The sequence below is a fragment of the Hymenobacter rigui genome (assembly GCF_003944715.1).
In the GTDB taxonomy this organism is placed as follows: Bacteria; Bacteroidota; Bacteroidia; order Cytophagales; family Hymenobacteraceae; genus Hymenobacter; species Hymenobacter rigui.
This window is the reverse complement of sequence record NZ_RWIT01000001.1, coordinates 672,440-696,983: the sequence shown is the minus strand read 5'-3', so window position 1 is coordinate 696,983 and position 24,544 is coordinate 672,440. Positions and strand designations below refer to the sequence as shown.

Annotated in this window: 21 protein-coding genes; 9 read left to right on the top strand and 12 right to left on the bottom strand. The window is 61.3% G+C overall.

What is annotated here, in order from left to right; all coding sequences use genetic code 11:
• The first annotated feature begins 33 nt into the window (after positions 1-33).
• The 4 genes from rplM to tsf all read left to right on the top strand — a co-directional run bounded on the left by rplM (position 34) and on the right by tsf (position 2,679).
• Positions 34-486, top strand: coding sequence for a 50S ribosomal protein L13 (rplM, locus tag EI291_RS02900; protein WP_125417766.1), 453 nt, complete (start codon positions 34-36; stop codon positions 484-486).
• A gap of 35 nt (positions 487-521) precedes the next feature.
• The gene (rpsI, locus tag EI291_RS02895; RefSeq protein WP_125417763.1) at positions 522-908 is read left to right on the top strand and encodes a 30S ribosomal protein S9; all 387 of its coding nucleotides are present in this window, start codon (positions 522-524) and stop codon (positions 906-908) included.
• A gap of 21 nt (positions 909-929) precedes the next feature.
• Positions 930-1,697, top strand: a complete 768-nt coding sequence (rpsB, locus tag EI291_RS02890; RefSeq protein ID WP_125417760.1) for a 30S ribosomal protein S2 — start codon at positions 930-932, stop codon at positions 1,695-1,697.
• Positions 1,698-1,839: 142 nt separating this feature from the next.
• On the top strand, positions 1,840-2,679 hold the full coding sequence (gene tsf, locus EI291_RS02885) for a translation elongation factor Ts (RefSeq protein ID WP_125417758.1): 840 nt from the start codon (positions 1,840-1,842) through the stop codon (positions 2,677-2,679).
• 73 nt (positions 2,680-2,752) lie between these two features.
• Here the strand turns inward: tsf and EI291_RS02880 are convergent, their stop codons facing one another.
• From EI291_RS02880 to EI291_RS02865, 4 genes are all read right to left on the bottom strand, one after another.
• Positions 2,753-3,799 carry a DUF3089 domain-containing protein gene (locus EI291_RS02880; protein ID WP_125417755.1) on the bottom strand — a complete coding sequence of 349 codons (1,047 nt, stop codon included), beginning with the start codon at positions 3,797-3,799 and terminating at the stop codon, positions 2,753-2,755.
• Positions 3,800-3,893: 94 nt separating this feature from the next.
• Positions 3,894-5,057 carry an SHOCT domain-containing protein gene (locus EI291_RS02875; RefSeq protein ID WP_125417753.1) on the bottom strand — a complete coding sequence of 388 codons (1,164 nt, stop codon included), beginning with the start codon at positions 5,055-5,057 and terminating at the stop codon, positions 3,894-3,896.
• A 33-nt stretch (positions 5,058-5,090) separates the two neighbouring features.
• Positions 5,091-5,816 carry a glutathione S-transferase family protein gene (locus tag EI291_RS02870; protein ID WP_125417751.1) on the bottom strand — a complete coding sequence of 242 codons (726 nt, stop codon included), beginning with the start codon at positions 5,814-5,816 and terminating at the stop codon, positions 5,091-5,093.
• A gap of 39 nt (positions 5,817-5,855) precedes the next feature.
• Positions 5,856-6,101 (bottom strand): hypothetical protein, encoded by a 246-nt coding sequence (locus EI291_RS02865; RefSeq protein WP_125417749.1) that lies wholly within the window; start codon positions 6,099-6,101, stop codon positions 5,856-5,858.
• Positions 6,102-6,242: 141 nt separating this feature from the next.
• On the opposite strand from EI291_RS02865, the gene EI291_RS22730 reads away from it, so the two are divergent.
• Complete coding sequence (locus EI291_RS22730; RefSeq protein WP_170172475.1) at positions 6,243-6,419, top strand: hypothetical protein; 177 nt, start codon at positions 6,243-6,245, stop codon at positions 6,417-6,419.
• A gap of 74 nt (positions 6,420-6,493) precedes the next feature.
• On the opposite strand, the gene EI291_RS02860 is transcribed toward EI291_RS22730, so the two are convergent.
• Complete coding sequence (locus EI291_RS02860) at positions 6,494-7,489, bottom strand: YeiH family protein (RefSeq protein WP_125417747.1); 996 nt, start codon at positions 7,487-7,489, stop codon at positions 6,494-6,496.
• Positions 7,490-7,558: 69 nt separating this feature from the next.
• Positions 7,559-8,467: a LysR substrate-binding domain-containing protein gene (locus tag EI291_RS02855; RefSeq protein WP_125417745.1), complete on the bottom strand. Its 909-nt coding sequence runs from the start codon at positions 8,465-8,467 to the stop codon at positions 7,559-7,561.
• 143 nt (positions 8,468-8,610) lie between these two features.
• On the opposite strand from EI291_RS02855, the gene EI291_RS02850 reads away from it, so the two are divergent.
• The 4 genes from EI291_RS02850 to EI291_RS02835 all read left to right on the top strand — a co-directional run bounded on the left by EI291_RS02850 (position 8,611) and on the right by EI291_RS02835 (position 16,210).
• Complete coding sequence (locus tag EI291_RS02850; RefSeq protein WP_125417743.1) at positions 8,611-10,821, top strand: S9 family peptidase; 2,211 nt, start codon at positions 8,611-8,613, stop codon at positions 10,819-10,821.
• 221 nt (positions 10,822-11,042) lie between these two features.
• Positions 11,043-11,702, top strand: a complete 660-nt coding sequence (locus EI291_RS02845; RefSeq protein ID WP_125417741.1) for a DUF3575 domain-containing protein — start codon at positions 11,043-11,045, stop codon at positions 11,700-11,702.
• 183 nt (positions 11,703-11,885) lie between these two features.
• The gene (locus tag EI291_RS02840) at positions 11,886-13,364 is read left to right on the top strand and encodes a M28 family metallopeptidase (protein WP_125417739.1); all 1,479 of its coding nucleotides are present in this window, start codon (positions 11,886-11,888) and stop codon (positions 13,362-13,364) included.
• Between the two features lie 350 nt (positions 13,365-13,714).
• A complete protein-coding gene (locus EI291_RS02835) occupies positions 13,715-16,210 on the top strand; it encodes a TonB-dependent receptor (RefSeq protein ID WP_125417737.1) in 2,496 nt (831 codons plus the stop codon).
• Between the two features lie 118 nt (positions 16,211-16,328).
• Here the strand turns inward: EI291_RS02835 and EI291_RS02830 are convergent, their stop codons facing one another.
• From EI291_RS02830 to EI291_RS02805, 6 genes are all read right to left on the bottom strand, one after another.
• Positions 16,329-18,452: an FUSC family membrane protein gene (locus EI291_RS02830; RefSeq protein WP_125417735.1), complete on the bottom strand. Its 2,124-nt coding sequence runs from the start codon at positions 18,450-18,452 to the stop codon at positions 16,329-16,331.
• 194 nt (positions 18,453-18,646) lie between these two features.
• Positions 18,647-19,615 (bottom strand): bestrophin family protein, encoded by a 969-nt coding sequence (locus EI291_RS02825; protein WP_170172474.1) that lies wholly within the window; start codon positions 19,613-19,615, stop codon positions 18,647-18,649.
• A 142-nt stretch (positions 19,616-19,757) separates the two neighbouring features.
• Positions 19,758-21,632, bottom strand: coding sequence for a MutS-related protein (locus EI291_RS02820; RefSeq protein ID WP_125417731.1), 1,875 nt, complete (start codon positions 21,630-21,632; stop codon positions 19,758-19,760).
• 86 nt (positions 21,633-21,718) lie between these two features.
• Complete coding sequence (locus EI291_RS02815) at positions 21,719-22,870, bottom strand: hypothetical protein (RefSeq protein ID WP_125417729.1); 1,152 nt, start codon at positions 22,868-22,870, stop codon at positions 21,719-21,721.
• An 11-nt stretch (positions 22,871-22,881) separates the two neighbouring features.
• A complete protein-coding gene (locus EI291_RS02810) occupies positions 22,882-23,982 on the bottom strand; it encodes a hypothetical protein (RefSeq protein ID WP_125417727.1) in 1,101 nt (366 codons plus the stop codon).
• A gap of 32 nt (positions 23,983-24,014) precedes the next feature.
• On the bottom strand, positions 24,015-24,449 hold the full coding sequence (locus tag EI291_RS02805; RefSeq protein ID WP_125417725.1) for a RidA family protein: 435 nt from the start codon (positions 24,447-24,449) through the stop codon (positions 24,015-24,017).
• Between the last annotated feature and the right edge of the window lie 95 nt (positions 24,450-24,544).

Below are 24,544 nucleotides of genomic sequence, written 5' to 3'. Positions count from 1 at the left end.
TTCTTCATTTTCAAACGCTTATCCTCCTCCCCAATGGATCATTTGAGCTTCAAGACGGTATCCGTCAACAAAGCCAACGCCAACAAGGGCTGGGTTGTGGTTGACGCCGCCGACGCTACCCTGGGTCGTCTCGCCAGCCAGATTGCCAACATGCTGCGTGGCAAGCACAAGCCCTCCTTTACGCCCAATTCAGATTGTGGCGACAACGTAATCGTTATCAATGCTGATAACCTGCGCGTAACCGGCAAAAAGCTGACCGACAAAATCTACATCACCCACTCGGGCTACCCCGGCGGTCAGAAGCGCATAAACCTGCGCGACAAGAAAGCCAAGGACTCGACCCGCGTGATTGAGCACGCCGTACGGGGCATGCTGCAAGGCAACAAACTGGGTGCCGAGCAGTTCCGCAACCTGTACGTGTACGCCGGCACGGCTCACCCCCACGAAGCTCAACAGCCCAAAGCTGTTTCTTTCACGAATCTCTAAGCCGTTAGTCGGCCCCCCTTTTAACTCTTCACTTAATGGAAATCTCCAATACCTCTGGTAGAAGAAAAACCTCGGTGGCCCGCATTTACATGCAGGCCGGGCAAGGGAATATCACTATCAACGGCCGGGACATCAAAGCGTACTTCAGCAATGAGCTCCTGGAAAACATCGTGAACCAGCCCTTGGCTACGGTCGAGCAAGTCGGCCAGTACGACATCAAGGTAAACGTGCGCGGTGGTGGCATCTCGGCCCAGGCTGAGGCTATCCGTCTGGCCATCTCGAAAGCCCTCGTAGGCGACAACGACGAAGTTCGTCCCGCCCTGAAGAAAGAAGGCTTCCTGACCCGTGACCCGCGCATGGTGGAACGTAAGAAATTCGGTAAGCGCAAAGCTCGTCGTTCGTTCCAGTTCTCGAAACGCTAATATCTCCAGAGGAACCCTATCATGGCTCAGACCACCACGTATAAAGAACTGCTGGACGCCGGTGCCCACTTTGGTCACCTTACGCGTAAGTGGGACCCGAAAATGGCGCCGTACATCTTCATGGAGAAGAACGGCATCCATATCATTGACCTGAACAAAACCCTCGTTTCGCTCGACCACGCTGCTGCGGCTATCCGCAACATCGCCAAGAGCGGCCGCAAGGTGCTGTTTGTGGCCACCAAGAAGCAGGCGCAGGAAATTGTTACGGAAGAAGCCAAGCGCCTGAAAATGCCTTTCGTTACGGACCGCTGGTTGGGTGGCATGCTCACCAACTTCGCTACCGTACGCAAGTCGCTGAAGAAGATGAGCACCATCGACAAGATGGTAAAGGAAAACACGGCCTACGCGGCCCTCGCCAAACGCGAGAAGCTGATGATGTCGCGTGAGCGGGAGAAGCTGGAGCGTGTACTGGGCGGCATTGCCGACCTGAGCCGCCTGCCCGCCGCTCTGTTCGTAATCGACGTGAAGCGTGAGCACATTGCCGTGAAAGAGGCCCAGAAACTGGGTATTCCGGTATTTGCCATCGTGGATACGAACTCGAACCCCGAACTGGTGCAGTTCCCCATCCCGGCCAACGACGACGCCTCGAAGTCGATTCAGCTGATTGTCAGCGTAATCGGCAAGGCTATCGAAGATGGTCTGTCGGAGCGCAAAGTCGACAAGGAAGACGCCGACAAGAAGCAAGCCGAAGAAGAAGGCATCCAGGAGAAGCAGGCTGCCGACGAATAGGCTAGCGGCCCTCCACCGAAAAGGGAACATGCGAAGCACTCGGCTCCGGTGTTCCCTTTTTCTTTAACCAGCAGCGGAGCTTATCCGCTACGCTGCTGGTCCTCCCCGAAATACCCTCTCAAACCACATACAACTCACAACAATGGCCGCTATTACCGCCGCAGACGTGAACAAGCTGCGCACCATGACCGGTGCCGGCATGATGGATTGCAAAAAAGCTCTGACCGAGGCTAACGGCGACTTCGAAGCCGCCCGCGACATTCTGCGTAAGCAGGGTCAGAAAATTGCCGATAAGCGTGCTGAAAACGCTACTGCCGAAGGCCTTGTGCTGGCGGCCGTGAGCGAAGATGGCACCAACGGCAAACTGGTAGCCCTGGCTTGCGAAACGGAGCCCGTTGCCAAAGTAGAAGACTTCAAAAACCTGGCGCAGCAGATTCTGGCTACGGCCGTGAAAACCAACGCTGCCACCAAGGAAGAGCTGCTGGCTGCTTCGCAGGAAGATGGCCGCTCGCTGCAGGAGCACATCACCGACCTGATGGGCAAAATCGGCGAGAAGCTGGACGTAGTGGCTTACGAGAACGTAACCGCTGAGAAAGTAGCTTCTTATATCCACTCGGATAACAAGAAGGGCGTACTGGTGGCCATGAAGAACGTAGGCGGTGCCGACGTTACGGCAGTAGGCCGCGACGTGGCTATGCAAATTGTTGCCATGAAGCCCGTAGCTCTCGATAAAGACGGCGTTGATGCTGCTACCATCGAGCGGGAAATTGAAATCGGCAAAGAGCAGGCACGTGCCGAAGGCAAGCCTGAGGCGATGCTGGAGAAAATTGCCCAAGGCAAGCTGAACAAGTTCTACAAAGAGAACACCCTGCTCAACCAGGAGTTCGTGAAGGACAACTCGGTTACCATCAGCCAGCTGCTCGACAAAACGCAGAAGGGCCTGACCATTTCGGACTTCAAGCGTGTAGCCATCGTAGGCTAAACTCGCTGAGTTTACCATAGAAAAAGCCCCACCGGCAGCTGCTGGTGGGGCTTTTTTTGTCTTGTAAGGTTCATTACTGCCCGTTCATGAGCATGCGGTAGGCACGTACACGGGCTTCGGCATTCTGGCGGATATTGGTGTAGAACAGAGAGTAATCGGCAATGTGGAAGGAGTGGCGCAGCTCGGGGTGGCCGGGCAGCAGAAACCGGGGGTAGCCTTTGGGCGCGGGCGGATGCACCCATACCAGCCCATCGTGCGCTTTGGCATCCACTACGCGCTTATCCTGCCGGTCAAAATCTTGGGGGACGCCGCCGAGGTTGAGACGGGCCGGGGCTGTGGCGGTGTCGCGCGTCCAGGTAAGGGGATTTACGGCTACGCCGTTGGCGAAGGGCTCGTAGGTGTTTCCCCAGGCCACGGTATTCCAGGCCACGAAGCAGCCCGTTTGGGTGGAGTCTTCACAGGGGCGGATGGTCGTGTACTCGTCAGGCTTCACTTTAAAGCCGATAAGGTACGCGGCAACCAACCGGCGGCGCAGTTTGGGATTTTGCTCGAAAAAGTCGTGCAGGAGCCGCGTGGCATGTACCGTGCCCTGGCTATGCCCCGCAATAATAATAGCGCGGCCGTGGTTGTAATTGTCCAGATAAAACTGGAAAGCCGTTTTAATATCGTCGTAGGCCACCTCAAGGGCTTCCTTACCGTTTAGCTCCTTCTCGTCGAAAAAGGAATACAGCGTAGCCTGCCGGTAGCGCGGCGCGTACACGCGGGCCGTGCTATTGAATGCCGAAGCCTGGCCCCGGATGACGGACTCATCGGTAAACCGATTAACCCGCTCATTGCTGAGGCTGGCGTTCCACTGCTTGCGCCAGTAATACGTGGTGGGATGGACAAAGAAGACGTCAACCGGGGCATTGCGCTGGTTGTCGCGCAACAGCGTATTGCGCGGCACTACATCGGCCGAGTCGCGCCGGTCGGGCAGAGCGGCCCAGTTATCCTCCATCCGGTAATCGGGTGCTTCCGGTACCGGCGACCGGGCAAAATCCCGGCCGGGCTTGAGTATTTTCAGACAGGAGCTTAACGAGGCCGCTCCGGCCAGTAGCAGGAAGAGAAAAATGACGCGCATTGACAGCAGAAACGTAACCGGCGGGAGATATAAACACCAACGCACGCCACCGGTTGCAGGCAGCGTGCGTTGTACCGCTGTGGCGGTGCGGGGGTTAGTCGCTGAAAGTATTTTCGAGCAGCTTTTCCTGTCGCAGGTATACAATTTTGAAGTTCTTATCGAACCGTACGCGCACCTGTGCGGCCGTTTGTTGATGCTTCTGCATGGATTGGCGCAGGGCACTGCTTTTCTCGATGAACGTAACAACGCGGGACCCGTCGGCTACGGGCGGGCTCACCTTCAGGGTACCCGGCTCGATAGTGCTCTGAGCCTCCAGGAATTCGGGGAAATGCGTTTTTTCCAGTTCCGCGTTGATGGCGGCTGGGGTTGTATTCTGCTGCAGATAGAACCGCTCCACCTTCGGGGCGAAGTAGGAAGAGGCGGAAAAAGGCGACGCCTGTAAATCGGCATAATAATTCTGCAGCACGCCTTCGATGCGGGCCTGCGCGGCACTTTCATCGGCGGCCGATGAAACCGCCGGAGCTTCGTCGACAGGAGGTGTTGCGGGAGCCGCCACCGAATCGGCGGGGGGAGTTACGGGCACGGCCGGAGCCACGCGGATAGTCTCGGGCGCGGCGGCCGGAGGCAGGTCAATCTGCTCCGACTGAGGCCCGATTTCCGGCGGCGTCGCCACTGAATCGGCAGCGGTGATGGTGGTGCTGGTGAGCCGCTCCGAGTCGCGGCTGCCCAGCATCAAATACGCTACCAGTGCCAGCAGCAGCAGCACTCCGCCAATGATGAGAATGGTACCCAGCGGACTTTTGGCAGGCGCCGTGTAGGGGGCATCCTCGATGTACTCCTCTTCGGTTTCAGCAGTAGCCGGGGTTACGAAGGTATCTTCCTGACTGGGCGAAGTGCCAGGCCGGCCGGCCTCCAGCGGGTGCGAGAAACCGGGCATGCCGGTGGGGGGCGTCGGCGGCACGGCCGGCTGGGATACACCGCCGGGCTCCGTCAGTACGGGCGGCAATAGTGGGTCTTCGATGGGCGCAATAGTGGCAGTGGGCTCAGCAGTAGCCGGGGTACCCAGCGGGGAGTTGCTTATGGGCGGCACCGGGGAAATGGGTGGCTCGGGTGCGGCCGGGGCAACGGGAGCCGCTGGGACCGGGTTGTTGAACACCAGCTTCTGCTTCAGCTCGGCGAATTCCTGGGGGGTGATGGCACCTGCATCCAGCCATTCCTTGAGCTGGCGCAGGGTATCGAGGGATGAATCTTTTTCCATGAACGATGGGCCCGAATGGGCGGCAACGGCGCGTTATTTACGGTCGAGGTTGGTGAGACGGGCGCGGCGGCGCTCCAGCTGCTGTTTACGCAACTCCATGAGGCGGGCGTTGTCCAAGAGCTTTACCGAGTCTTCGGCCGACTTGAGCTTGTTGTCGATGTTCTGCTTTTTGAGCTGCTCAATCTTTTCCAGGTTGGCCTTGGTGTTGTTGGCCAGGCTCACCCGCTCCTTTTCCATCTTCTCCTTATCCTTCTCGGCTGCCGTCAATTGCTTTTCGGCCTCGGTAATCTGCTCCCGGTAGGCTTTCAGGCGGGCGGCGGCGGCAAAGCTCTGCACGATGTTGCGCAGGGCGCTGTACTCGGAGGGCGTACCCGCAGCCGATAAAAACGAATCGGGGCCCATGGCTGCCCACACCGACAGCTCCGCTACCGTATCGGAGGGGGCCGTGACGGTAGAATACATATCGAGGAGCTTACCGCTGATGCTGGACATGGGCACCTGCTTGGCCGCCAGCACGTCCTTTTTACCGACGCCAAACACACCGTCGCCTTTCAGCTTGATGTTGTAAGTGTCTTTGAGCCAGCTCTGCCAGAAGTCGCGCGTCCACTGGGCGGTGCCGTCAATCTGCACTTTAAGCGCTTCCCGCTCCTTTTTTTCGAAGTTGACGCTGCTGCTGCGCACCTCGTAGAGCTGGGCCCGGGCGGCCGATGCTACGAAGAGCACCGCCAGCGTGAGCAGAAATGTGATTAGCCGATTCATGCTGATAGGAATTAAGGAATGGGGAGTACCGGAAGCACCTCAGATACCGTGCCGGTCGAAGGCAGCCTGCAAATCCTGCTGCATGGCTTTGAAGCGCTGCACGGCTGCCTGCACGAATTCTTCGTCGAGCAGTAGGTGAATGTCGTCCTCGCTGGTTAGGTCCAGCTCACTCACCTTATAGGTCTGCTCCAAAGAGCCTTTTTCGAGCTTGATCAGGTATTTCCCGTTCCAGCTGAATAGCGTGATTTTGGCCTCTGGGTGTGGAATTATGGCGAGCTGACGCATAGGAACTGCACGAGGTAAGTTGAGCGGGGCGAAGATACGGAGCTGCCCGCTACCCCGGCCGCAAGCTCAGCATAACACCACTACCACCAGTGCGTACAGTCTGACAGTACCTCATGTTTCACCTTTTAATTGATTTGCCTTATGCCACAGGGAGATAAATCGTCCTATACCGACAAGCAAAAGCGGCAGGCTGAGCACATTGAGGAAAGCTACGAGAAACGCGGCGTGTCGGAGGAAGAAGCCGAAAAACGCGCCTGGGCCACAGTCAACAAACAGGACGGTGGCGGCAAGAAAAGCGGCTCAGGCCGAAAGAATTGATCTACTAAGATTCAGCAAAAAGCCCTGCCGGAACGTCCGGCAGGGCTTTTTGCTGAATCTTAGTAGAATTGTTGTTAAGCGTGCAGGATAACGTACAGCGAAACCGAGGAAATAACCAGCCACAACAGCACGCCCAAGGCAAATGGCTTTGGACCCACGGACTTAATGGCCCGCACGGATAGCCCGGCCCCGATAAAGAACAGGGTGATGGTAAGGCCTATATGAGCCGACTTTACCAGCCAGGGCCCCACATAGTGCGTGGCGGGCAGGTAGGTATTGAGCAGCATCGCCCCGATGAAACCCAGGATAAACCAGGGAATTTTCACTTTCACATCCTGCTGCTTAAACAGGATGGCAGTGCCCAGCGCCACCGGAATAATCCAGAGGGCCCGGGCCAGCTTCACGGTGGTGGCTACCTCAAGGGCATCTTTACCGTACGCCGCCGCGGCCCCGACCACCGAGGAGGTATCGTGAATGGCAATGGCACACCACAGCCCGAATTGCTGCTGGGTGAGGCTGAAGGCGTGCCCGATGGCCGGAAACGCAAACAGTGCAATGGCATTCAGCACAAACACCGTAGCCAGTGCCACCGACATTTCCTCATCCTTGGCGCGCAGCACCGGGCCTACCGCCGCAATGGCCGAGCCGCCGCAGATGGCGGTGCCGCAGGAAATCAGGTGCGTAAGATGACGCCCCAGCTTCAGCCAGCGCCCGGCCACATAGCCCAACAGCAGCGTACCGAAAATGGAGCACACCGTGAACAGAATTCCCTGCCGGCCGGCCTGTACCGCCGAGTACGCATTCATGCCAAATCCCAGCCCGATAACGGAGAACTGCAGCAGCTTCGCGGTGTACTGTTTGGTGAAGGCCGGAAACGGATTACCTACTGTTTGAGCCAGTACCAGACCCAGTGCCAGCGCAACGGGCGGCGAGGCCCAGGGCGTAAGACAAAACACCAGCAGCAGCCCAAATACCAGCCGGGACAGCCATACTTTCTGGTTGGAGGAAACGTGGGTGGCCGCCGCGGCAGCAGATGCAGCGCGGCCGGATAGCGGGAGGGTGGATTTCATACTCAGGAAGTGGGTGCTTCGCTTCAAAAGTACGCTACCCCCTACCCTTTCGATAATCCAAAATAGTTATCAGGTATTACTTGAAGTTATAACGTGTTGCGCATACCGCAAGAATCGTTCTGCCGACTTTATAAGGGGCTGGCCCTGTACCCACAGCGCCTCGAACTGCCGGGGCAGCCGCAAACCCTGAATGGCTACTTCCTCCAGCAGCCCGGCGGCCAGCTCCCGCGTGAGGGCCCGCCTGGATACAAAACCGAGGGCCTCGGGGGCAGCTTCCAGATAGGTTTTGATGGCCTCGGTGTTATCGAAATAGAAGGCCACGTGCAGGCTGGCGAGCTTGATTTTCTGCTCCCGCAAAGCAAATTCCAGCACTTCCAGCGTGCCCGAGCCCCGCTCGCGCAGCACCAGCGGGTGGGCCAGCGCCTCGGCCAGGGGCATGGGCTCGGGTGGCGGACCGGCGGGCGTGGCCCGGCGCACGGCCACCAGCTCATCGGCCAGTAGCGGCTCATAGTGCAGGTCCCGGCTTTTGGAGCGACCTTCCACGAAACCCAGATCCAGCTGCCCGGCCAGAATAGCCTCCGCAATCTGTTCGGAGTTGCCGTTGAGGAGCGTCAGCTCCACCTGGGGGTAGCGCTGCTGAAACCCTGGCAGAATGGCGGGCAATACGTACTGGCTGAGCGTGGTGCTGGCTCCCAGGCGCAGGCGGCCGGCCGCCTCGCCGTGCAGGTTATGCAGGTGCTCCGTAAGCTGTTGGTGGAGCTGCTCTACTTCATCGGCGTGGGCGAGCAGCAGGGTGCCGGCTTCGGTGAGGCTCACGCGGTTGCCGCGCCGCTCAAACAGCCGCTGCCCGTAGGTGCGCTCCAGCTCCCGGATGTGCTTGGTAATGGCCGGCTGAGTGATGTACAGCTCCTGGGCGGCCCTGGTAAAGCTCAGGTGCCGGGCCACTGCCTGAAACACGCGTAATCGAAAATCAGGCATAGTAGCGCATGCTTTAGCTTGCGAGAAGAGGAACGGCACGGCTGAAGTACCAGCCGGCGGGTAGCAGTCAGGCGCGGGAAAAGTACCTTTGCCCTTCTCCCACCCTTATTGCCCTTGCCTTCGCAAGCTAAAGCATGCGCTACATGAAACGAAACCTATTAACCGCGCTGGCGCTGCTGCCGCTGGCCGCCGCTGCCCAAAACGGCAGTACCTACACCCCCGAACTGCTCTGGAAGCTGGGCCGCCTGGGCGAAATGCAGGTGTCGCCGGACAAGAAAACGGTGGCTTACACCGTCACGCGCTATAACCTGGCCGATAACAAAGGCCAGTCCGACATCTGGCTGGTACCCGTAGCCGGTGGGCCGGCCCGGCAGCTCACCAACACGCCCGCCGTGTCGGAAAACACCCTGAACTGGCGGCCCGACGGCAAGCTGACCTTTCTGAGCGGGGAAAGCGGCACCGACCAGCTCTACGTGATAAGCCCCGACGGCTCGGGCAAACAGCTGCTGAGTGAGTTCCCCGACGAAGGCCTGAGCAACCTGAAGCTGGCCCCCAAAGCCAACTTCGTGCTCTACACCCAGGACGTGAAAACCGGCAAATCGGTGCAGGACTGGTACCCCGACCTGCCCAAAGCCGACGCCAAAATCATCGACGACCTGAACTACCGCCACTGGAACGTGTGGGACGACTACAAGGCCTCGCACGTGTTCTTCCAGCCCCTGGGTCCCGATGGCAAGCCCACCGGCTACGGCAAGGACGTGATGGCCGGGGAGAAGTTCGACTCGCCGTTGCAGCCGCTGGGCGGCTCCGAGCAGCTGAATTTTTCGCCCGACGGCTACCGGCTGGCTTACACCTCGCGCAAGCTCACGGGCAAGGCCGAGGCCGAAAGCACCAACTCCGACATCTACCTCTACGACGTGCGCTCGGGCCAGACCCAGAACCTGAGCGAGGGCCTGGGCGGCTACGACACCGAGCCGGTGTTTTCGCCCGACGGCTCGAAGGTGGCCTGGCTGAGCATGGCCACGCCGGGCTTTGAGTCAGACCGCAACGGCATCGTGGTGTATGATTTCAAGACCCAGAAGCGCGAGGACGTAACCAAGGGCTCGGAGCAGAGTGCCGCCAACCTGCGCTGGAGCCTTGATGGCAAAACCCTGTACTTCGTGAGCCCGCTGGAAGGCACCGAGCAGCTGTTCAGCGTACCGGCCAAGGGCGGCAAGGTGCAGCAGCTCAGCAAGGGGGCCTTCAACTATAACAGCTTCGAGCTGGCCGGTCCCGGCGTGGCCATCGTGAGCAAAACCACCCAGGCCACGCCCGCCGATTTAGTGCGCGTGGACCTGAAAACCGGCCGCGAAACGTCCCTCACCACCATCAACGAGCAGGAGCTGGCCGGCGTGAAAACCGGCAAAACGGAGGCCCGCTGGGTGAAGACCACCGACGGTAAGCAGATGCAGGTGTACGTCATCTACCCGCCCGATTTCGACCCCGCCAAGAAGTACCCGGCGTTGCTCTACTGCCAGGGCGGCCCGCAGAGCCCGATTACGCAGAGCTTCTCCTACCGCTGGAATTTCCAGCTGCTGGCGGCCCAGGGCTACATTGTGGTGGCGCCCAACCGCCGCGGCCTGCCCGGCTTCGGCACCGAGTGGAACAACAGCATCTCGGGCGACTGGGGCGGCCAGCCCATCCGGGACTACCTCTCGGCCATCGACAACGTGAGTGCCGAGCCCTACGTGGACAAAGCCCGTCTGGGCTGCGTGGGCGCCAGCTACGGCGGCTACTCGGTGTACCTGCTGGCCGGCAAGCACGAGGGCCGCTTCAAGACATTTATTGCCCACTGCGGCCTCTACAACCTCACCAGCTGGTACCCCAGCACCGAGGAAATGTTCTTCGCCAAGCACGATTTGGGTGGTGCGCCGTGGGAAGTTCCAACCAAGCCGTTGAGTGAGGAAGACAAGGCAGACATGGTAGAAGATGCTGCTGATGCTATGGCGGATGCTATGGAAGATAAAAGTGGCAACAATGATCCATTGGTGGCGCAGTCAAAGATGAAAGACGTCCAAGCGCAGATTAATCGTAAAGCCAGCGTGGCCCGCACCTACCAGGAGTTCAACCCCCAGTTGTTTGCCAAAAACTGGGATACGCCCATCCTGGTGATTCACGGCGGCAAGGACTTCCGGGTGCCCGAGGGCCAGGGCATGGAGGCCTTCGGCACGGCGCAGCTGCGCGGCATTCCGAGCCGCTTCCTGTACTTCCCCAACGAAGGCCACTGGATTGGCAAGCCCCAGAACTCGGTGCTCTGGAACCGGGTGTTCTTTGAGTGGCTGGGCCGCACGCTCAAGCCGGAGGCCGGCCGCTAAGGCTGTATGCCGCTTCTTTTCACTGGTATTCCTGGTCTGCTTAGCGGGCCAGGAATATTTTTTTACTCTGATAGTCAGCCCGTTAAAATTTATGTAGAAACATACATATAGTTTACCCTATGTAATTGGCCCTTTTTTTAAAAAAGGCACTATCAACGCCGGAATGCAGCGAATGATTCCCGGCGGAGCTACTTTTTTTATTTCGTTCTTCTTTCTGTGCTATGAAAAAGCTTGTACTCTCGTTCGTATTGTTGGGTGGCCTGACCACCGCCCGCGCTCAGCAGCAACCTTCCCTGCAGCAAACTCCTACCGCCCCGGCCGCTCCCCAGGCCGCCCCTGCTACGTCGGCCGCTCCGCGGGCCGTAGTGCCCACCACCCCGGCCCGGACGCACGTTCTCAAAACCAACATTCTGAGCCCCCTGGTACTGTCGGGCACGCTGTTCTACGAGCAGGCCATCAACTCCCGCTCTTCGGTGCAGCTGGGCGCATTCGGCTCATTCCTGCACGCGGCCGGCACCGATTACACCGGTTTCGGCCTGACGCCGGAGTACCGCCGCTACCTTACCGGGGAGGTGCTCAACGGTCTTTACGTGGGTTCCTACCTGCGCGTGCAGCATTTCCGCCTGACCATGGATGTATCGGACAACTCCGGGCAAACGGCCAAGGCCACCGGCAAGCTGACTACCCTGGGCGGGGGTCTGTTGGTAGGCCGGCAGTGGATTTTCGGCCAGCGCTTTGTAGTAGACCCCTACCTGGGCATCGGCTACGATGCCGGCCAGCTGGAGGTAAGCACCCAGGGCTACAGCCAGAACGTGTTCGGCAGTGTGCCCATGCGGGGCCTGGGCCTGCGGCCCGGCATCAACCTGGGCTTTGCGTTCTAGCACTTCCGAACCGCCACTGCCCTTTTCCGATTTGCCCCGCACCACCATTGGTGGGCGGGGCTTTTTCGTGTAGCTTTCCTTTTTCACGCAGTGGCGCGCGGTGGCTGGCGCAGTGGTTCGCCGTGAACGACCACCCCGGGCCACTGCGTATTCCACTGCGAAACTCTGCGAGAAATCAACCATATGCTCAACCTATCCATTCGCCGGCTGCTGCTGGCCGGTTTGTTGGCGGCGGCGCCGCTGCTGGCCCCGGCCCAGAAAAAGCCCGCCAACGCCCTCGGTGCCATCAGGGAAGCCGATATCAAAGCCGACCTGTTTGCCCTGGCCGACGACAAGTACCGGGGCCGGGAAGGCGGCACCCTTGATGAGCTGCGGGCCAGCATGTGGCTGGCGGAAAAAATGCGCGCCCTGGGCCTGCAACCCGCCGGCGACGACGGCACCTTCTTCCAGTTCTTCAACCTGCAGCGCACCCGCCTCACCAAAGCCAGCCGCCTGAGCATTGGCACACACCAGTTGCGGCCCAACCACGATGCCCTGGTGTTTGCGCCCACCACCTACGCCGTGCAGGCCCCGCTGGTGTACGTGGGCACCGGCACCGCCGCCGAGCTGGCCAAAACCGACATCAAGGGCAAGGCCGTGGCCCTGCTGTTCTCAGGTCAGCCCGCGGCCGACATGAGCTTCCGGCGCTACCTGAGCCAGGTGCTGCGCGATAAATCGGCGGAGCTGCTGAAGGCCGGGGCGGTGGCCGTGGTGTTCGTGGCCGACGACCGGGCCCAGAACATTTACGAGCACTGGGGCCACACCTACGAGCGGGGCCGTTACGGTCTGCCCGGCGACGCCAATGTGGCCGCCGTGACCACCGCCCCCACCCTGCTGCTGCCCAGCAGCGCCCTGAGCTGGGTGCAGCAGGCCGGTCAGCAGTTCACGGCCGATTTGCGCACGGAGTCGTTCCAGTATCCTTCGGTGAACATCGTGGCTACCGTACCGGGCACCGACGCCCAGCTCAAGAACGAGTACGTGCTGTTCAGCACCCACCAGGACCACGACGGGGTGCGCGAGGCCGTGCAGGGCGACTCCATCTGGAACGGGGCCGACGACAACGCCACCGGCTGCGCGGCCTTGCTGGCCATTATGCGCGCCTACAAGCAGCAGCCCGCCCGCCGCTCGGCGCTGTTCGTGTTTCACGGGGCCGAGGAACGGGGCCTGCTGGGCTCCCGCTACTACTCGGCCAAGCCCACCGTGCCGCAGAAGAGCATTGTGGCCGTACTGAACGCCGAAATGATGGGCCGCAACACCCCCGATTCGGCCGCGCTGCTGGGCTCCATCCCGCCCCACCTGAACTCCTCCGACCTCGTAAAAACTGCTTTGGAAGCCAACCAGCAGGGCCCGAAGTTCAAGCTGGATACCAAATGGGACCAGGCCAGTCACCCCGAGGGCTGGTACTTCCGCTCCGACCACCTGCCCTACGCCCGCCTGGGCATTCCGGCCGTGATGTACACCTCCTGGCTCCACCCCGACTACCACACGCCCAAGGACGAAGCCAGCCGCATCGATTACGGCAAGCTCCTGCGCATGACGCAATGGATGTACCTCACCGGCTGGGCCGTGGCCAACCGCCCCGTCCCACCCGCCCGGGAACCCGGCTTCAAGCTGGAACGGTAAGCACTACGTGATGAAAAACGAGGCGCTGGCTGATGCATGAGCATCGGTCAGCGCCTTTTTTTGAGGATGCCCCCGGTCCGACGGCGCAGCCGTCCGACCGGTTGGCTGCGTGCTGACGCTGGAACGATGACGTTGCAATGGCCCCAGACGGCAACCGGTCGGACGGCTGCGCCGTCGGACCGGGGCGCTGCTTGGCGTCTCTACAAGCAGGCATCTGGAGGCGGAAGAGCAGGAAATCAACAACCTGCCGGGATTGTTTTATTTAGATATTTTCTAATCAGTTATTTAAAATCAATCTGAACAGTAGTACTTTTGCAGCCGAAAAGGGGCCGTATGCCCCGGTATAGTGTATGCGTACTGCTTCTTCTCTGCTGCTTTCTTCCTTGCTCACGGCCACGGCACCTGCTCTGGCGGCCACTACTACCCCGCCCACGCACCTGAATGGTCATGACGAAAACGGCCGCGGGGCCACCCTTACCGGCACCGTGCTCGACCGTGCCGGGCAGCCCGTGGAGGGCGTGCTAATAAGCGTCGCCGACCGCTCGGCCACCACCGATGCCCGCGGCAGCTTCCGCCTCTACGGCCTGCCGGCCGGCGAAGCCACCGTAACGGTAACCGGCCTCAGCACCAAACCCCAGACGCAGACGCTCACGCTGCAGAACGGGCAGGTGCACACCCTGCGCTTTACCCTGGAAGAAGCCCTGCAGGAGCTGGCCGGTGTAACGGTAGCCGCCAAGGCCACCCGCTACGCCCCCGAGGTAGACGGTACCACCCTCACGGCCGGCAAGAAAAACGAAATCATTCAGCTGGATAAGCTCGATGCCAACCTGGTGGTGAACTCGGCCCGGCAGGTGTTTGCCAAGGTGCCCGGCATTACGGTGTGGGAAAGCGACGGCTCGGGCCAGCAGATTAACGTGGCCAGCCGTGGCCTCTCGCCCAACCGCAGCTGGGAGTTCAATACCCGCCAGAACGGAATGGACATCAGCTCCGACCCCTTCGGCTACCCCGAGGCATACTACAACCCGCCACTGGAGGCTGTGGACCGTATTCAGATTATCCGGGGCGGCGGCTCCTTGCAGTATGGGCCCCAGTTTGGCGGCATGCTCAACTACGAGCTCAAGCACGGCCCCCGCGACAAGAAAATCGAGTTTGAAACCAGCAACTCGGTGGGCAACAACGGGCTGGTGGGCACCTACAACTCGCTGGGCGGTACGGTGGGCAAGGTGAGCTACTTTGGCTACTACCAGCAGCGGCTAGGCGGCGGCTGGCGCGACAACTCGGAGTTCAACATCCGCAATGCGCACGTGAACGTGCAGTTCCAGGCCACCAGCAAGCTGCGCCTCGGGGCCGAAATCAGCCACCTGGGCTACGAGATTCAGCAGCCCGGCGGCCTCACCGATGCCCAGTTCTACAACGGCAACGTGCGCAACAGCTCGCGCGGCCGCAACTGGTTCAGCACGCCCTGGACGATTCCGGCTTTCACGGCCGACTACCAGTTCTCGGACCGCACCCGCCTGAGCCTGAAAACCTTTGGCCTGCTGGGCGAGCGGAACTCCATTGGCCTGCCCAGCAGCGTGGGCGTGGATAAGCCCGACGCGGTGAACCCCGCCACCGGCCAGCCCGCCAACCGCCAGCTCGACCGGGACCGGTACCGCAACCTGGGCTCGGAGCTGCGCCTGCTCACCGATTACGGCCTGCTGGGCCAGCAGCACACGCTGGCTGCGGGTGTGCGCGTGGCCGCCGCCAACCTGGGCCGCCGCCAGCAGGGCAAGGGCGACACTGGCTCCGACTTCAACCTGGACCTGCAAGCTGCGCGCTACGGCCGCGACCTGAGCTTCCGGACCCGCAACTACGCCGCCTTCGTGGAAAACATCTTCCGCTTGGGCTCCCGCTTCACTTTCACGCCGGGCGTGCGCTACGAGGTAATTGACAACGAAGGCCGCGGCTACCTGAGCCTGAACGCCGACGGCTCGGAAAACCAGATCAAGCAGGACTCGCGCCGCCGCGTGTTTCTGTACGGGGCCGGGGCCGAGCTGCGCGTAACCGACCAGACCAACCTCTACGCCAACTACTCGCGGGCCTTCCGCCCCGTAACCTTCGGCGACCTGACCCCGCCGGCCACTTCCGACGTCATCGACCCCAACCTGAAGGATGCCCGCGGCTATAATGCCGAGGTGGGATACCGGGGCACCTGGGGCAAGGTGCTGACCTTCGACTTGGACGCATTCTGGCTGAACTACGATAACCGCATCGGGACCATCCGCCGGCTGGTGCCGGGCAGCACCACCCAAACCCAGCAGCTGCGCACTAACATCGGCACCAGCGTGCACAAGGGCGTGGAGGCCTACGTGGAGCTGGACGTGCTGCACGCCCTCACGCAGAACTTCGACCTGCCCCACCTGGACGTATTTGCCTCCTCGGCCTTCGTGGATGCCCGCTACACCCGCCTGCTGACGACTACGCTGGCTAACGGCGGTATTCAGGAAGGTGATTTGAAGGACAACCGCGTGGAGTACGCCCCCAAATACTCGCACCGCGTGGGCGCCACCTTCGCCCACAAGGGCCTGTCGGCCACGGCCCAACTCACGCGGGTTTCCAGCGTGTTTGCCGATGCCAACAACACCGTAGCCGCCAATGCTGCCGCTACCACTGGCCGCGTGCCCGGCTACTCGGTTACCGACCTCTCGGCTACTTACCGCTTCGCCAAGCGCTTCACCGTACGCGGCGGCCTCAACAACGTGTTCGATAAAAACTACTTCACCCGCCGCTCGGGCGGCTACCCCGGCCCCGGCCTGCTGCCCGCCGATGGCCGCACCTGGTTTGCCTCGGTGGGCGTGAAGCTGTAAGGTAGCTGCAAGCGGTAAGCCACAAGCCACAAGCCACAAGCCACAAGCTCCGGATAGCAGGGAATCCTCCCTTGTTGTCCGGAGCTTGTGGCTTGTGGCTTACTGCTTGCAGCTCTATCTACTTCAGCACGGCTTCCGTGACCTTGCCAATGTCGCTGCTGACTTTCTGGATGAACTCCAGCTGTTCGCCCAATTGGGCATCGGGCGAGTGGGCCGGGGCGGGTGTGGGCAGGTCGGCGGGGAGGTTGTCGGGCTCCTGGACGTCGAGGCGGCGCAGGCTGCGGTGCAGGATTTGCTGGGACTGGCGCAGACACTTCAGGCTGCTGGCCGAAAGCGCCGGGCGGGTTTCGCCGTTGAGCAAAGAGGAAGTGATGGACGCCACGTTGGACGACAGGATGTGATTGAGCACCACAAACTCGTGCACCTCGGTGGGCCGGTGCTGCTTGGCCTGGGGCTCCGACATCATGCGCTGAAATGCCGCCCCCAGGTTGGCCGACGACACGTACACCTCCTTGCGGGCCAGCTTGTAATCAACCAGCGCCACCGGCGAGCCGATAAGGGCCTCCTGCAAGGTGCGCAGGTACTTAAGGTTGGCCCGCAATACAGCTTTGAAGTAGTCCTGCAGCTGGTCGGACTCCCAGCGTGGAAACAGCAGGTAGCCCACCGAAAACGCAATCAGGCAGCCCAGCACGGTATCGAACACGCGCTCCTCCACCACCTGCACGTACCCCAGCCCCAGGAAGCTGAACAGAATGAGAATAAAGGGCGTCATGAACGTGACGGTAACCAGGTAGTTGATGCGGACGAAGCTGTACGACACCACCATAAATACCACCATCAGCCCTAGCAGCACCTGCCGGTCCGGAATCAGCCACAGCAGGCCGGCTCCCAGCACCCCGCCGGCCAGCGTGCCCAGCACGCGCTGTACGTTGCGCTGCTTGGTGAGGCTGAAGGCGGGCTTGAGCATGTAGGTAATCGTCATGAGTACCCAGTAGCTGTGGTGGCCGGGCAGCAGCTTGGTGATGATAAACCCAATCAGGCAGGCCACCAGCATGCGCACCGAGTGGCGGAAGATGCCGGAGCGCATAGTCAGGTGGTCGCGCAGCACTTTCACGTCGTAGCTCTGGTGCGTCACAAAGCGGCCGAATTCCAGCTCCCGCCCGGCCGGTACCGGCGAGCTGGCATCGAAGTAGGCCAGAATATCCTGAAGGCGGCCCACCAGGTTGCGCAGGTTCACCAGAATCTTCTTGAGCATGCGCGTGTGGCCGGGGCGGGCTGGGTCATCCAGCGCATCGATGCGGTTTTTCACCCGTTCCAGCCCGGCCGGCAGGTCGCGGCGGGAGGTGTAGCCGTGGTTGGCCTGAATGGCAAACCCGATGCTTTCCAGCTCGGCGGCCACTTCGTCAATTTCGCGGGCCACCACGTCCAGTACGCCCGTGGACTCGAAGCGCCGGTGCAGGTCGGCGTAGTCGTAATAAGTGATGGTAATCTGCTCGTAGAGGTCCACCAAATCCACGAAGGTGAGCACCAGGCGGCGGCCGGTACCCGTGGAATCCTTTACCAGCTGGCGGGTTTTGAACAGGATTTCGCGCACAGCGTCCTGCTTTTCGCTTACCGTTACCTGCTGCTGCATCAGCCGGCGGTAATCAGCCTCCAGATTGGTACCCGTGCGGTAGAACTCGGCTTTGAGACGCAGAAAATCGGCAATGGCCCGGATACAGTCGCCGAGGGCCTGCTGGGCCACCCGGTGCGGCCGAATCTGGTTGAGCAGGCCCGCAATACCGGCGTACCACAGGCCGCCCAGCAGCACTAGGCCCGCGTAGGGCAGCACTTTCCCGGGCGGCAGCGGCTTATCCAGCATCAGAATCATAATGAGTAGGCCCGCCGTGCCCACGGTGCCGGCCCGGTTGCCGTAGGCCAGCAGCAGCGTAAACACGAAGCTCGCTCCCACCACGGCTGCCCCCAACAGCCACGGATAGGGCTGAATAAAGCCGGTGATTAACGCCATGAGGCCCACAAGAGCCGTGGCGGCCAGCATGCCATTACGCTTTTGGCCGGGCGGGCCGGGCAAATCGGCCAGACTCACGCACACTGCCCCCAACGACACCGTAAGCCCGGTTTCCACGTCGCCTTGCCACCCCAGCAGCAGGCCAGGCAGCAGGATAGACAGCGTGGTTCGGATGCCATCCGAAAATTCCTGACTGGAAAAAAAGTAGCGAAGCTTACGAACAGAGTCGGTCATGGGGAGCAGCGGGGCGCCTGGCGGCGGGCGCACCGTCAAGCAAGCAGATTTGGGCATTAAACGCAACCTTCCCGCGAAAGTATGCCGCCATCCGACCAATGACAGCCGCGGCGGGGTCAGACAGCACAAAAGGCAGACGACGACTGCCGGAGGGGCGAGTCGTCGTCTGCCTTGCAGGGCCGCGGGCGGGCCGCTTAGTACAGGATGTCTTCTACCGGCTCCAGCTTGGGGGGCACTTCGGTTTCGCCCAGCATCTGGCGCAGGTCAATTTCAATGCTGCGGCAGATGGCCGTCATCGACACGTCGTTCATGTTGTTCTCAAACGGATTTTCGCTGCTGTGGCCCACTTTCTCAATGGTAGTGAACACCCAGGAAACCATCACTGAGAAGGGAACCGTCAGCCAAATATGCGTGGGGCCCATTTTGGCAAACTCCGTGACCAGACCCAGTGGCATCAGGGCGGCAAACAGGTACACGAATACCATGCTGAAGAAGGCGTACTGACGCGGAAACGGCGTGTTTTTGATTCGCTCGCAGCCGCCCTGCAGGTTGTAGAGCACCTCCAGCGTGTTCATCATGGTCACGTGCTGGAAGTCGTTGAGCAGGCCCCGCTCCTCGCGCAGCCTGCGTAGCTCGGCGGCCTGCTGCCGGATCAGCTGGGCCGGCGGGTTGGCCATCTGGCGCAGTTTTTCCGATTCTTCCTCTTCCAGAAAAGGCCCCACGGCGGCGTCCCACTGCTCGGGCTGGCGACGCAGGTGAATGCGCAGCGCGTTGCACCAGGCAATCTGGCGGTACACCATGCGGCGGTGGCGGTGCGTGAGCTCCTCGGCCGAGGCGGCGGGAGCATCCACGCCCGGGGCATCTACCACGGAGGTAACGAACTCCAGAATCTGCACGGCCGAGGTGCGGCTGCTGTTCACGATACCGCCCCAAAGCTGCCGGCCTTCCCAGAAACGGTCGTAGGAGCCGTTGTTTTTGAAGCCGATGTAGAAGGCCACGGCCGTACCCAGGGTAGCCACCGGCTGCCACGGAATGGCCACCGAGTGAAAGTTCAGGGGACCGTACACCAGACAAACCAGGGCACTGTACACGGTGAAAATAGCCACCGATTTCCAGCCTAACTTCCAGATAATATGCCAGCGGAGATTTTCGCGTATATACACAGAGCGAGGGGATAAGCGTGAGGAGAGCAGGACAAGCAGGTAAGGTAGAGGGCCAACATTAACCTCCTATTAAACCCGATAATTCTGTACGTACATACGCAGCCTCCCCCTGCGCGAGTTGCTCAACAGTAGCGCAATCTGCTCAGGCCGGCTCGTCTACCACAATACCCATCAGGCGCATTAGCTGGCTGGCGTTGAAGGAGCGGCACACGCCGGGCGTGAGGCGGTAATCGAAGCGCAGGGTGCCGTCGGGGTTCAGAAAGCTGTTGAAACTCACGTTGCGCACGTGGGCCGGCAGGTCGGCTTCCAGGGCGGCCAGCTCCAGGTCGTGGGTGCTGATGAGGCCGCTGGCGGCGCGGTGGCGCAGCTGGTATACTAGGGCCCGGGCGCCACGGTGGCGGTCCTCGGAGTTGGTGCCTTTCAGAATCTCATCGAGCAGGTAGAAAACGGGGGAGTTAGTGCCTGGTGCTTCGTTGGTAGTGCCTAGGGCGGGGCTGCCGTCCGTCAGGTCCAGCAGCAGGCGCAGGCGCTTCAGCTCGGCGTAGAAGGAGGAGGTGCTTTCGGCCAGGTTGTCGTTGGAGCGCATGGCCGTGAACACCTGGGCCGGCCCGCAGCGCAATGCCTCGGCAGGCACCACGGCCCCGGCCTGGGCCAGCACCAGGTTCAGCCCCACGGTGCGCAGGAAAGTACTTTTGCCGGCCATGTTGGAGCCGGTTACGATAACCGTTTGGCCCTGGCCACTGGTCTGAAAATCGTTGCGCACGCCTTCCCCGCCGAACAGCAGCGGGTGGCCCAGCTGCCGGGCTTCCACCGTCAGGGCGGGAGCTGTTACATCAGGTTCGGCAAAGGCGGGGTTGGCCGCCCGGAAGGCAGCCAGGCTCACCAGCGCATCCAGTTCGGCGGCGGCTTCCAGCAGCGGCTCCAGGCCGCCGGTAAGGCGGCGCTTCCAGCGCTCCAGCTGCCATATGCCCCACAGGTCCCAGAGCAGCAAGGTATTCAGCACGCCCGCTACGGCCGGGTTCTGCCGGGCCGAAAACCAGCCCGCCACCCCCGACAGCCGCCGCAGCAGTTGGGCCGCGGCCGTACCGCCCGTATCGTGCAGCACCCGGTGCAGGCGGCGCAACGCCGGACTTTTCCACTCCCCGGCTTCAAACAGGGCCAGCTGGTCGTGGGCGGCCCGTAGCGCGTCGCGGATGGTAGTGGTCTGCTCGTAATACTCGGCCCGGATGGCGGCCAACTGGCTGTTCAGCACCACCGCGGGCAGCAGCAACAGCAGGGCCATACTGTACCCGTTGAGTGTTGCCAGTATAGCCCCTACGCCCAGCACCGGCAGCACGGCCATCAGCGGCACCAGCCACGCCCGACTGGCGAAAAAATCGGGCTGGCGCAACCAGCCGGAAAAGGCGCGTGGGTCCTGCTCCTGCCGCGGATAGTGCCGGGCGCGGGCCTGCCATTCCTGCTGCCAGGCCACATCGGGGGCCAGCTCGACGGCGGCCTGTTGCCGCTCCTGTACGGTGGCGGGGGACGCCGGGGCCAGCAGCCAGCCGGCCAGCCAGTCCTGCCCCAGCCGGGAGGTGCTGCGGTTCAGCAATTGAAACACCGAGTGCGGCCCGAACACGTCGAGGTCGGCGGCGTAGGGGTGCTGAGCGTCGAGGTAGCGCAGGCCGGGGTCGAAGCCGCTGAGCTTGCCGGCCAGCCGCGCCAGCTCGTCCTGGTTCAGCCGGGCCAGCAGGCGGTGATGCTCGCGTTGGTAGCCCACCTTGCTGTGCCATTGCACCAGCCCCAGAAACACCAGATACGCCGCCAGAATCACCCCAAAACCAGCCAGCACGCTGCCGGCGCTAAACAGCACCCAGGCCCCCACGGCCGCCCCGCCAAACACCAGCAGCCGCACCAGGGCTACCAACCGGTGCCGGCCGGCAAAGTAGTTTTCCTGCTCGGTATGGTGGGCGAGATTTTCCTGAAACAGCTCGGCAGGGGCTACGGCAAGCTTGCGGAATTCGGTGGAAACGGGCACAGGGTATGGGTAAGCTGATGAAGCTGCGAAGGTACGGCTATGCTGTGCTTTCGCCCTCTGCAAACCAAGGCTTACCGGAGCTCCGGTTACAACAGGCGGCGCAGCGGGCTGTTGGGCTTCAGAAAGCGGGCCATTTCCGCGAAGGTAAAGGCCACCCGAAACTGCTGAGCGTACATTTTACGCGTGAAATTTGACAGGCCGTCGTACTCTACGAAGTGATTGAAGGAAATCCGGCCGTCTTCGATCAGCATGTCATCGGGCGGATTATCGGGGCCGATGTGCTGGCTGCTCAACCCGGCAACATCCACTGAATCCTGTTCCTCACTATTGGGGTCTGAAGGGTCGAGGTAGGCAGCTATCCGCTCATGGAGCTTTGTGTTGCAGGCGGCCAGGAAGGCGGCTTTCCGGGTGGGGTCAACTTCATCCAGCGCCAGTGGTTCGCCGGTGCGCAGATCCACCACTACCGACCAGAAACGGCTGTTCACGTTGGCCGCCGTGTACTCGTCGCGCAGGGCCACGCTCAGCAGGCCCCGGTTATTATAGGTCACCCGCGAATCTATACCGCCGTAGCCCTGGTAGCTGCCGGCCGCGTGGTTCCGGTGCTCCTCCTCCAACATTTCCAGCCCCTGTTCCGACAGGGCTTCGATGTCGAACAGCCAGTACAAATCCTGCGTCACCTTCATATCCGGCACCGTGAACTGCGGGGTCGTAAACTCGCCGAAGTACGTTTGCTCGCTCACGTGTGCCTTTTGCACCGGCGTGCGGCTCTGGTACGGCCGCAGCTGAGCCGCCAGCCGGCGGCCCGACTTGGCAGCCAGCCAGCTGCCCGTCAAACTACCCTGCCCGCCTGGCCGCAGCCGGAAGTAGGCGAAGGGCTGCATGGCTTTCCCGGTTTGCCCCCAGCCGGCAGCCACCGTGTCGGGATGCTCCGGGTCCATTTCCCGCAGCCATATTTCCCCGTCCGGGGCCCGAAACCCCCACAGGCGGATTGGTTTCTGCTGGCTGAGGTAGTAGTAGATGCCGGTCAGGCCGGCTGTATCGTCCTGGAAGTTGATGGCCAGCCGGAAGGGATACTTGCCACCCAGCGTGCCTTCGTAATCACCCAGGGCCGTAGCTGCCGGCTTGTTATCCGTTGCCGCTGCCAGATTTTTTGCGGGCGGGAGAATGTTGGCAGCCTGCTTCGACTCACAGCCGGTCAGCAGTAGCAGTCCAGCCGCTGCAACTAGTAGTATTCGCACGATAATCAGCGTTAGAGTAACCGGCGCAACGGACTATTCGCCTTCAGAAAAGGCTTGAGTTCAGCATGCGTGAACGTCACCTCGAAGCTGCCCCGCAGTGTTTTCCAGACATAATTCGACAGGCCATCATACGACACCTGATGGTCGAACACGAGGCCGCCGGTGCCAATGGTATATTCTTCGGTGCTGCCCAGATCAAACTCCTGACTCAGTACCCCAGCCTGGTCCTCAGCCGACAAAAAGTCACCTTGCCCCGCCACGCACTCTTTGTTTTTTACCGCCAGTTTTCGTTGTCCCAGCGCCAGAAACTGCGAAAGTAATTCCGGCTTCAACTCATCGGCCAGCCGGATGGGAAAGCCCGTTATCAGGTCCAGGTTGTACGTCTTACTGTCGTACCACACGCCGGCTCCCAGCCCTTCGGTCTGAGCAGTGAGGCTCAGCAGACCTCGGGCATTGTAGCTAACCGAATAATCGGCGCTCTGCGTGCCGCTGTGCTCGGCCAGCTGCTGCCGAAGCCCAGTTACGTCGTCGGTAGTCAGGTTCTGTAGGGAAAACCAGTGCGCCAGCAGTCGGGTCACGCCAGCGTCGGGTACCGTTACTACCGGCACCCGGAACGACTTGAGGTAGACTTTGGGGGTGATGTGCGCTACCAGGCCCGCCGGACGGGCGGCCCCGCCCACGCGTCGGAGCTGCACGGGCAGCAGCGTGGTGCCCGAGGCATTAAACCACTGGCCCAGTAGCTCCGGCTCATTGGCCTGGCCCAGCCCAATAGTGAACCATCCGGTAGCCTCCGCCGCGGCCGACGTGTTTTCGCGCAGCTCCAAAGCTTGGGTGGGCACACTGGGGCGGGTGAAGCCCTTCAGTTCCAGCGGCTGCCCTTTAGAAAGATAGTAGTACATGCCCGTCAGCAGCGTATCGGCTTCCCCCGCACTGAGCTGCAGCCGGATGGCATACTTGCCGCCAATCCGGCCTTCGTATGAGCCCGCCAGGGCCTGCAACTTAGCCACCTGCTCAGCCCGGAGGCTGGCGCGGGTGTCCTGCGCCCACGCCGCCGACTGACTGCCCAGCAACGCCAGCAGCAGCGCGCGCCCCACTTTTCTATTCAGACACATCCGATACACCACTAGTTACTTATTACTGTTCCCTATCCCGGCAACGCCGCCACGCACTTTAGCTCAATGGCAATGGGTGTGGGCAGGCGGTTGATTTCGACGGTAGTGCGGCAGGGCTGATTGGTCTGGAAATACTCGGCGTAGAGGCGGTTGTAGGTATGAAAGTCATCCTGCATGTTGGTCAGGAATACCGTCACGTCCACCAGGTCTTCCCAGCGGGCCCCGGCGTCTTCCAGAATGTAGCGCACGTTCTGAAACACGGCGTGGCACTGGCTTTCGAAATCGTAGCGCAGGATGTTGCCATCCTCGTCCAGCTCCACGCCGGGCACGTGCTTCTGGCCCCGCTGGCGCGGCCCCACGCCCGAGAGAAACAGCAGGTTGCCCACGCGGCGGGCATGCGGGTAGAGGCCTACCGGCTCGGGGGCGCGGGAAGAGTTGTGCGCAGCGGAAGTTACGTCAGGTTCCATAGCGTCAAATCTACCGAAAACCCGAACTTTTCGTACTTCCCTGAAACTGGTCCATGAGCTGGTGCGGTTGTTGTGCCAGCCGGCTGCCGTCCCGT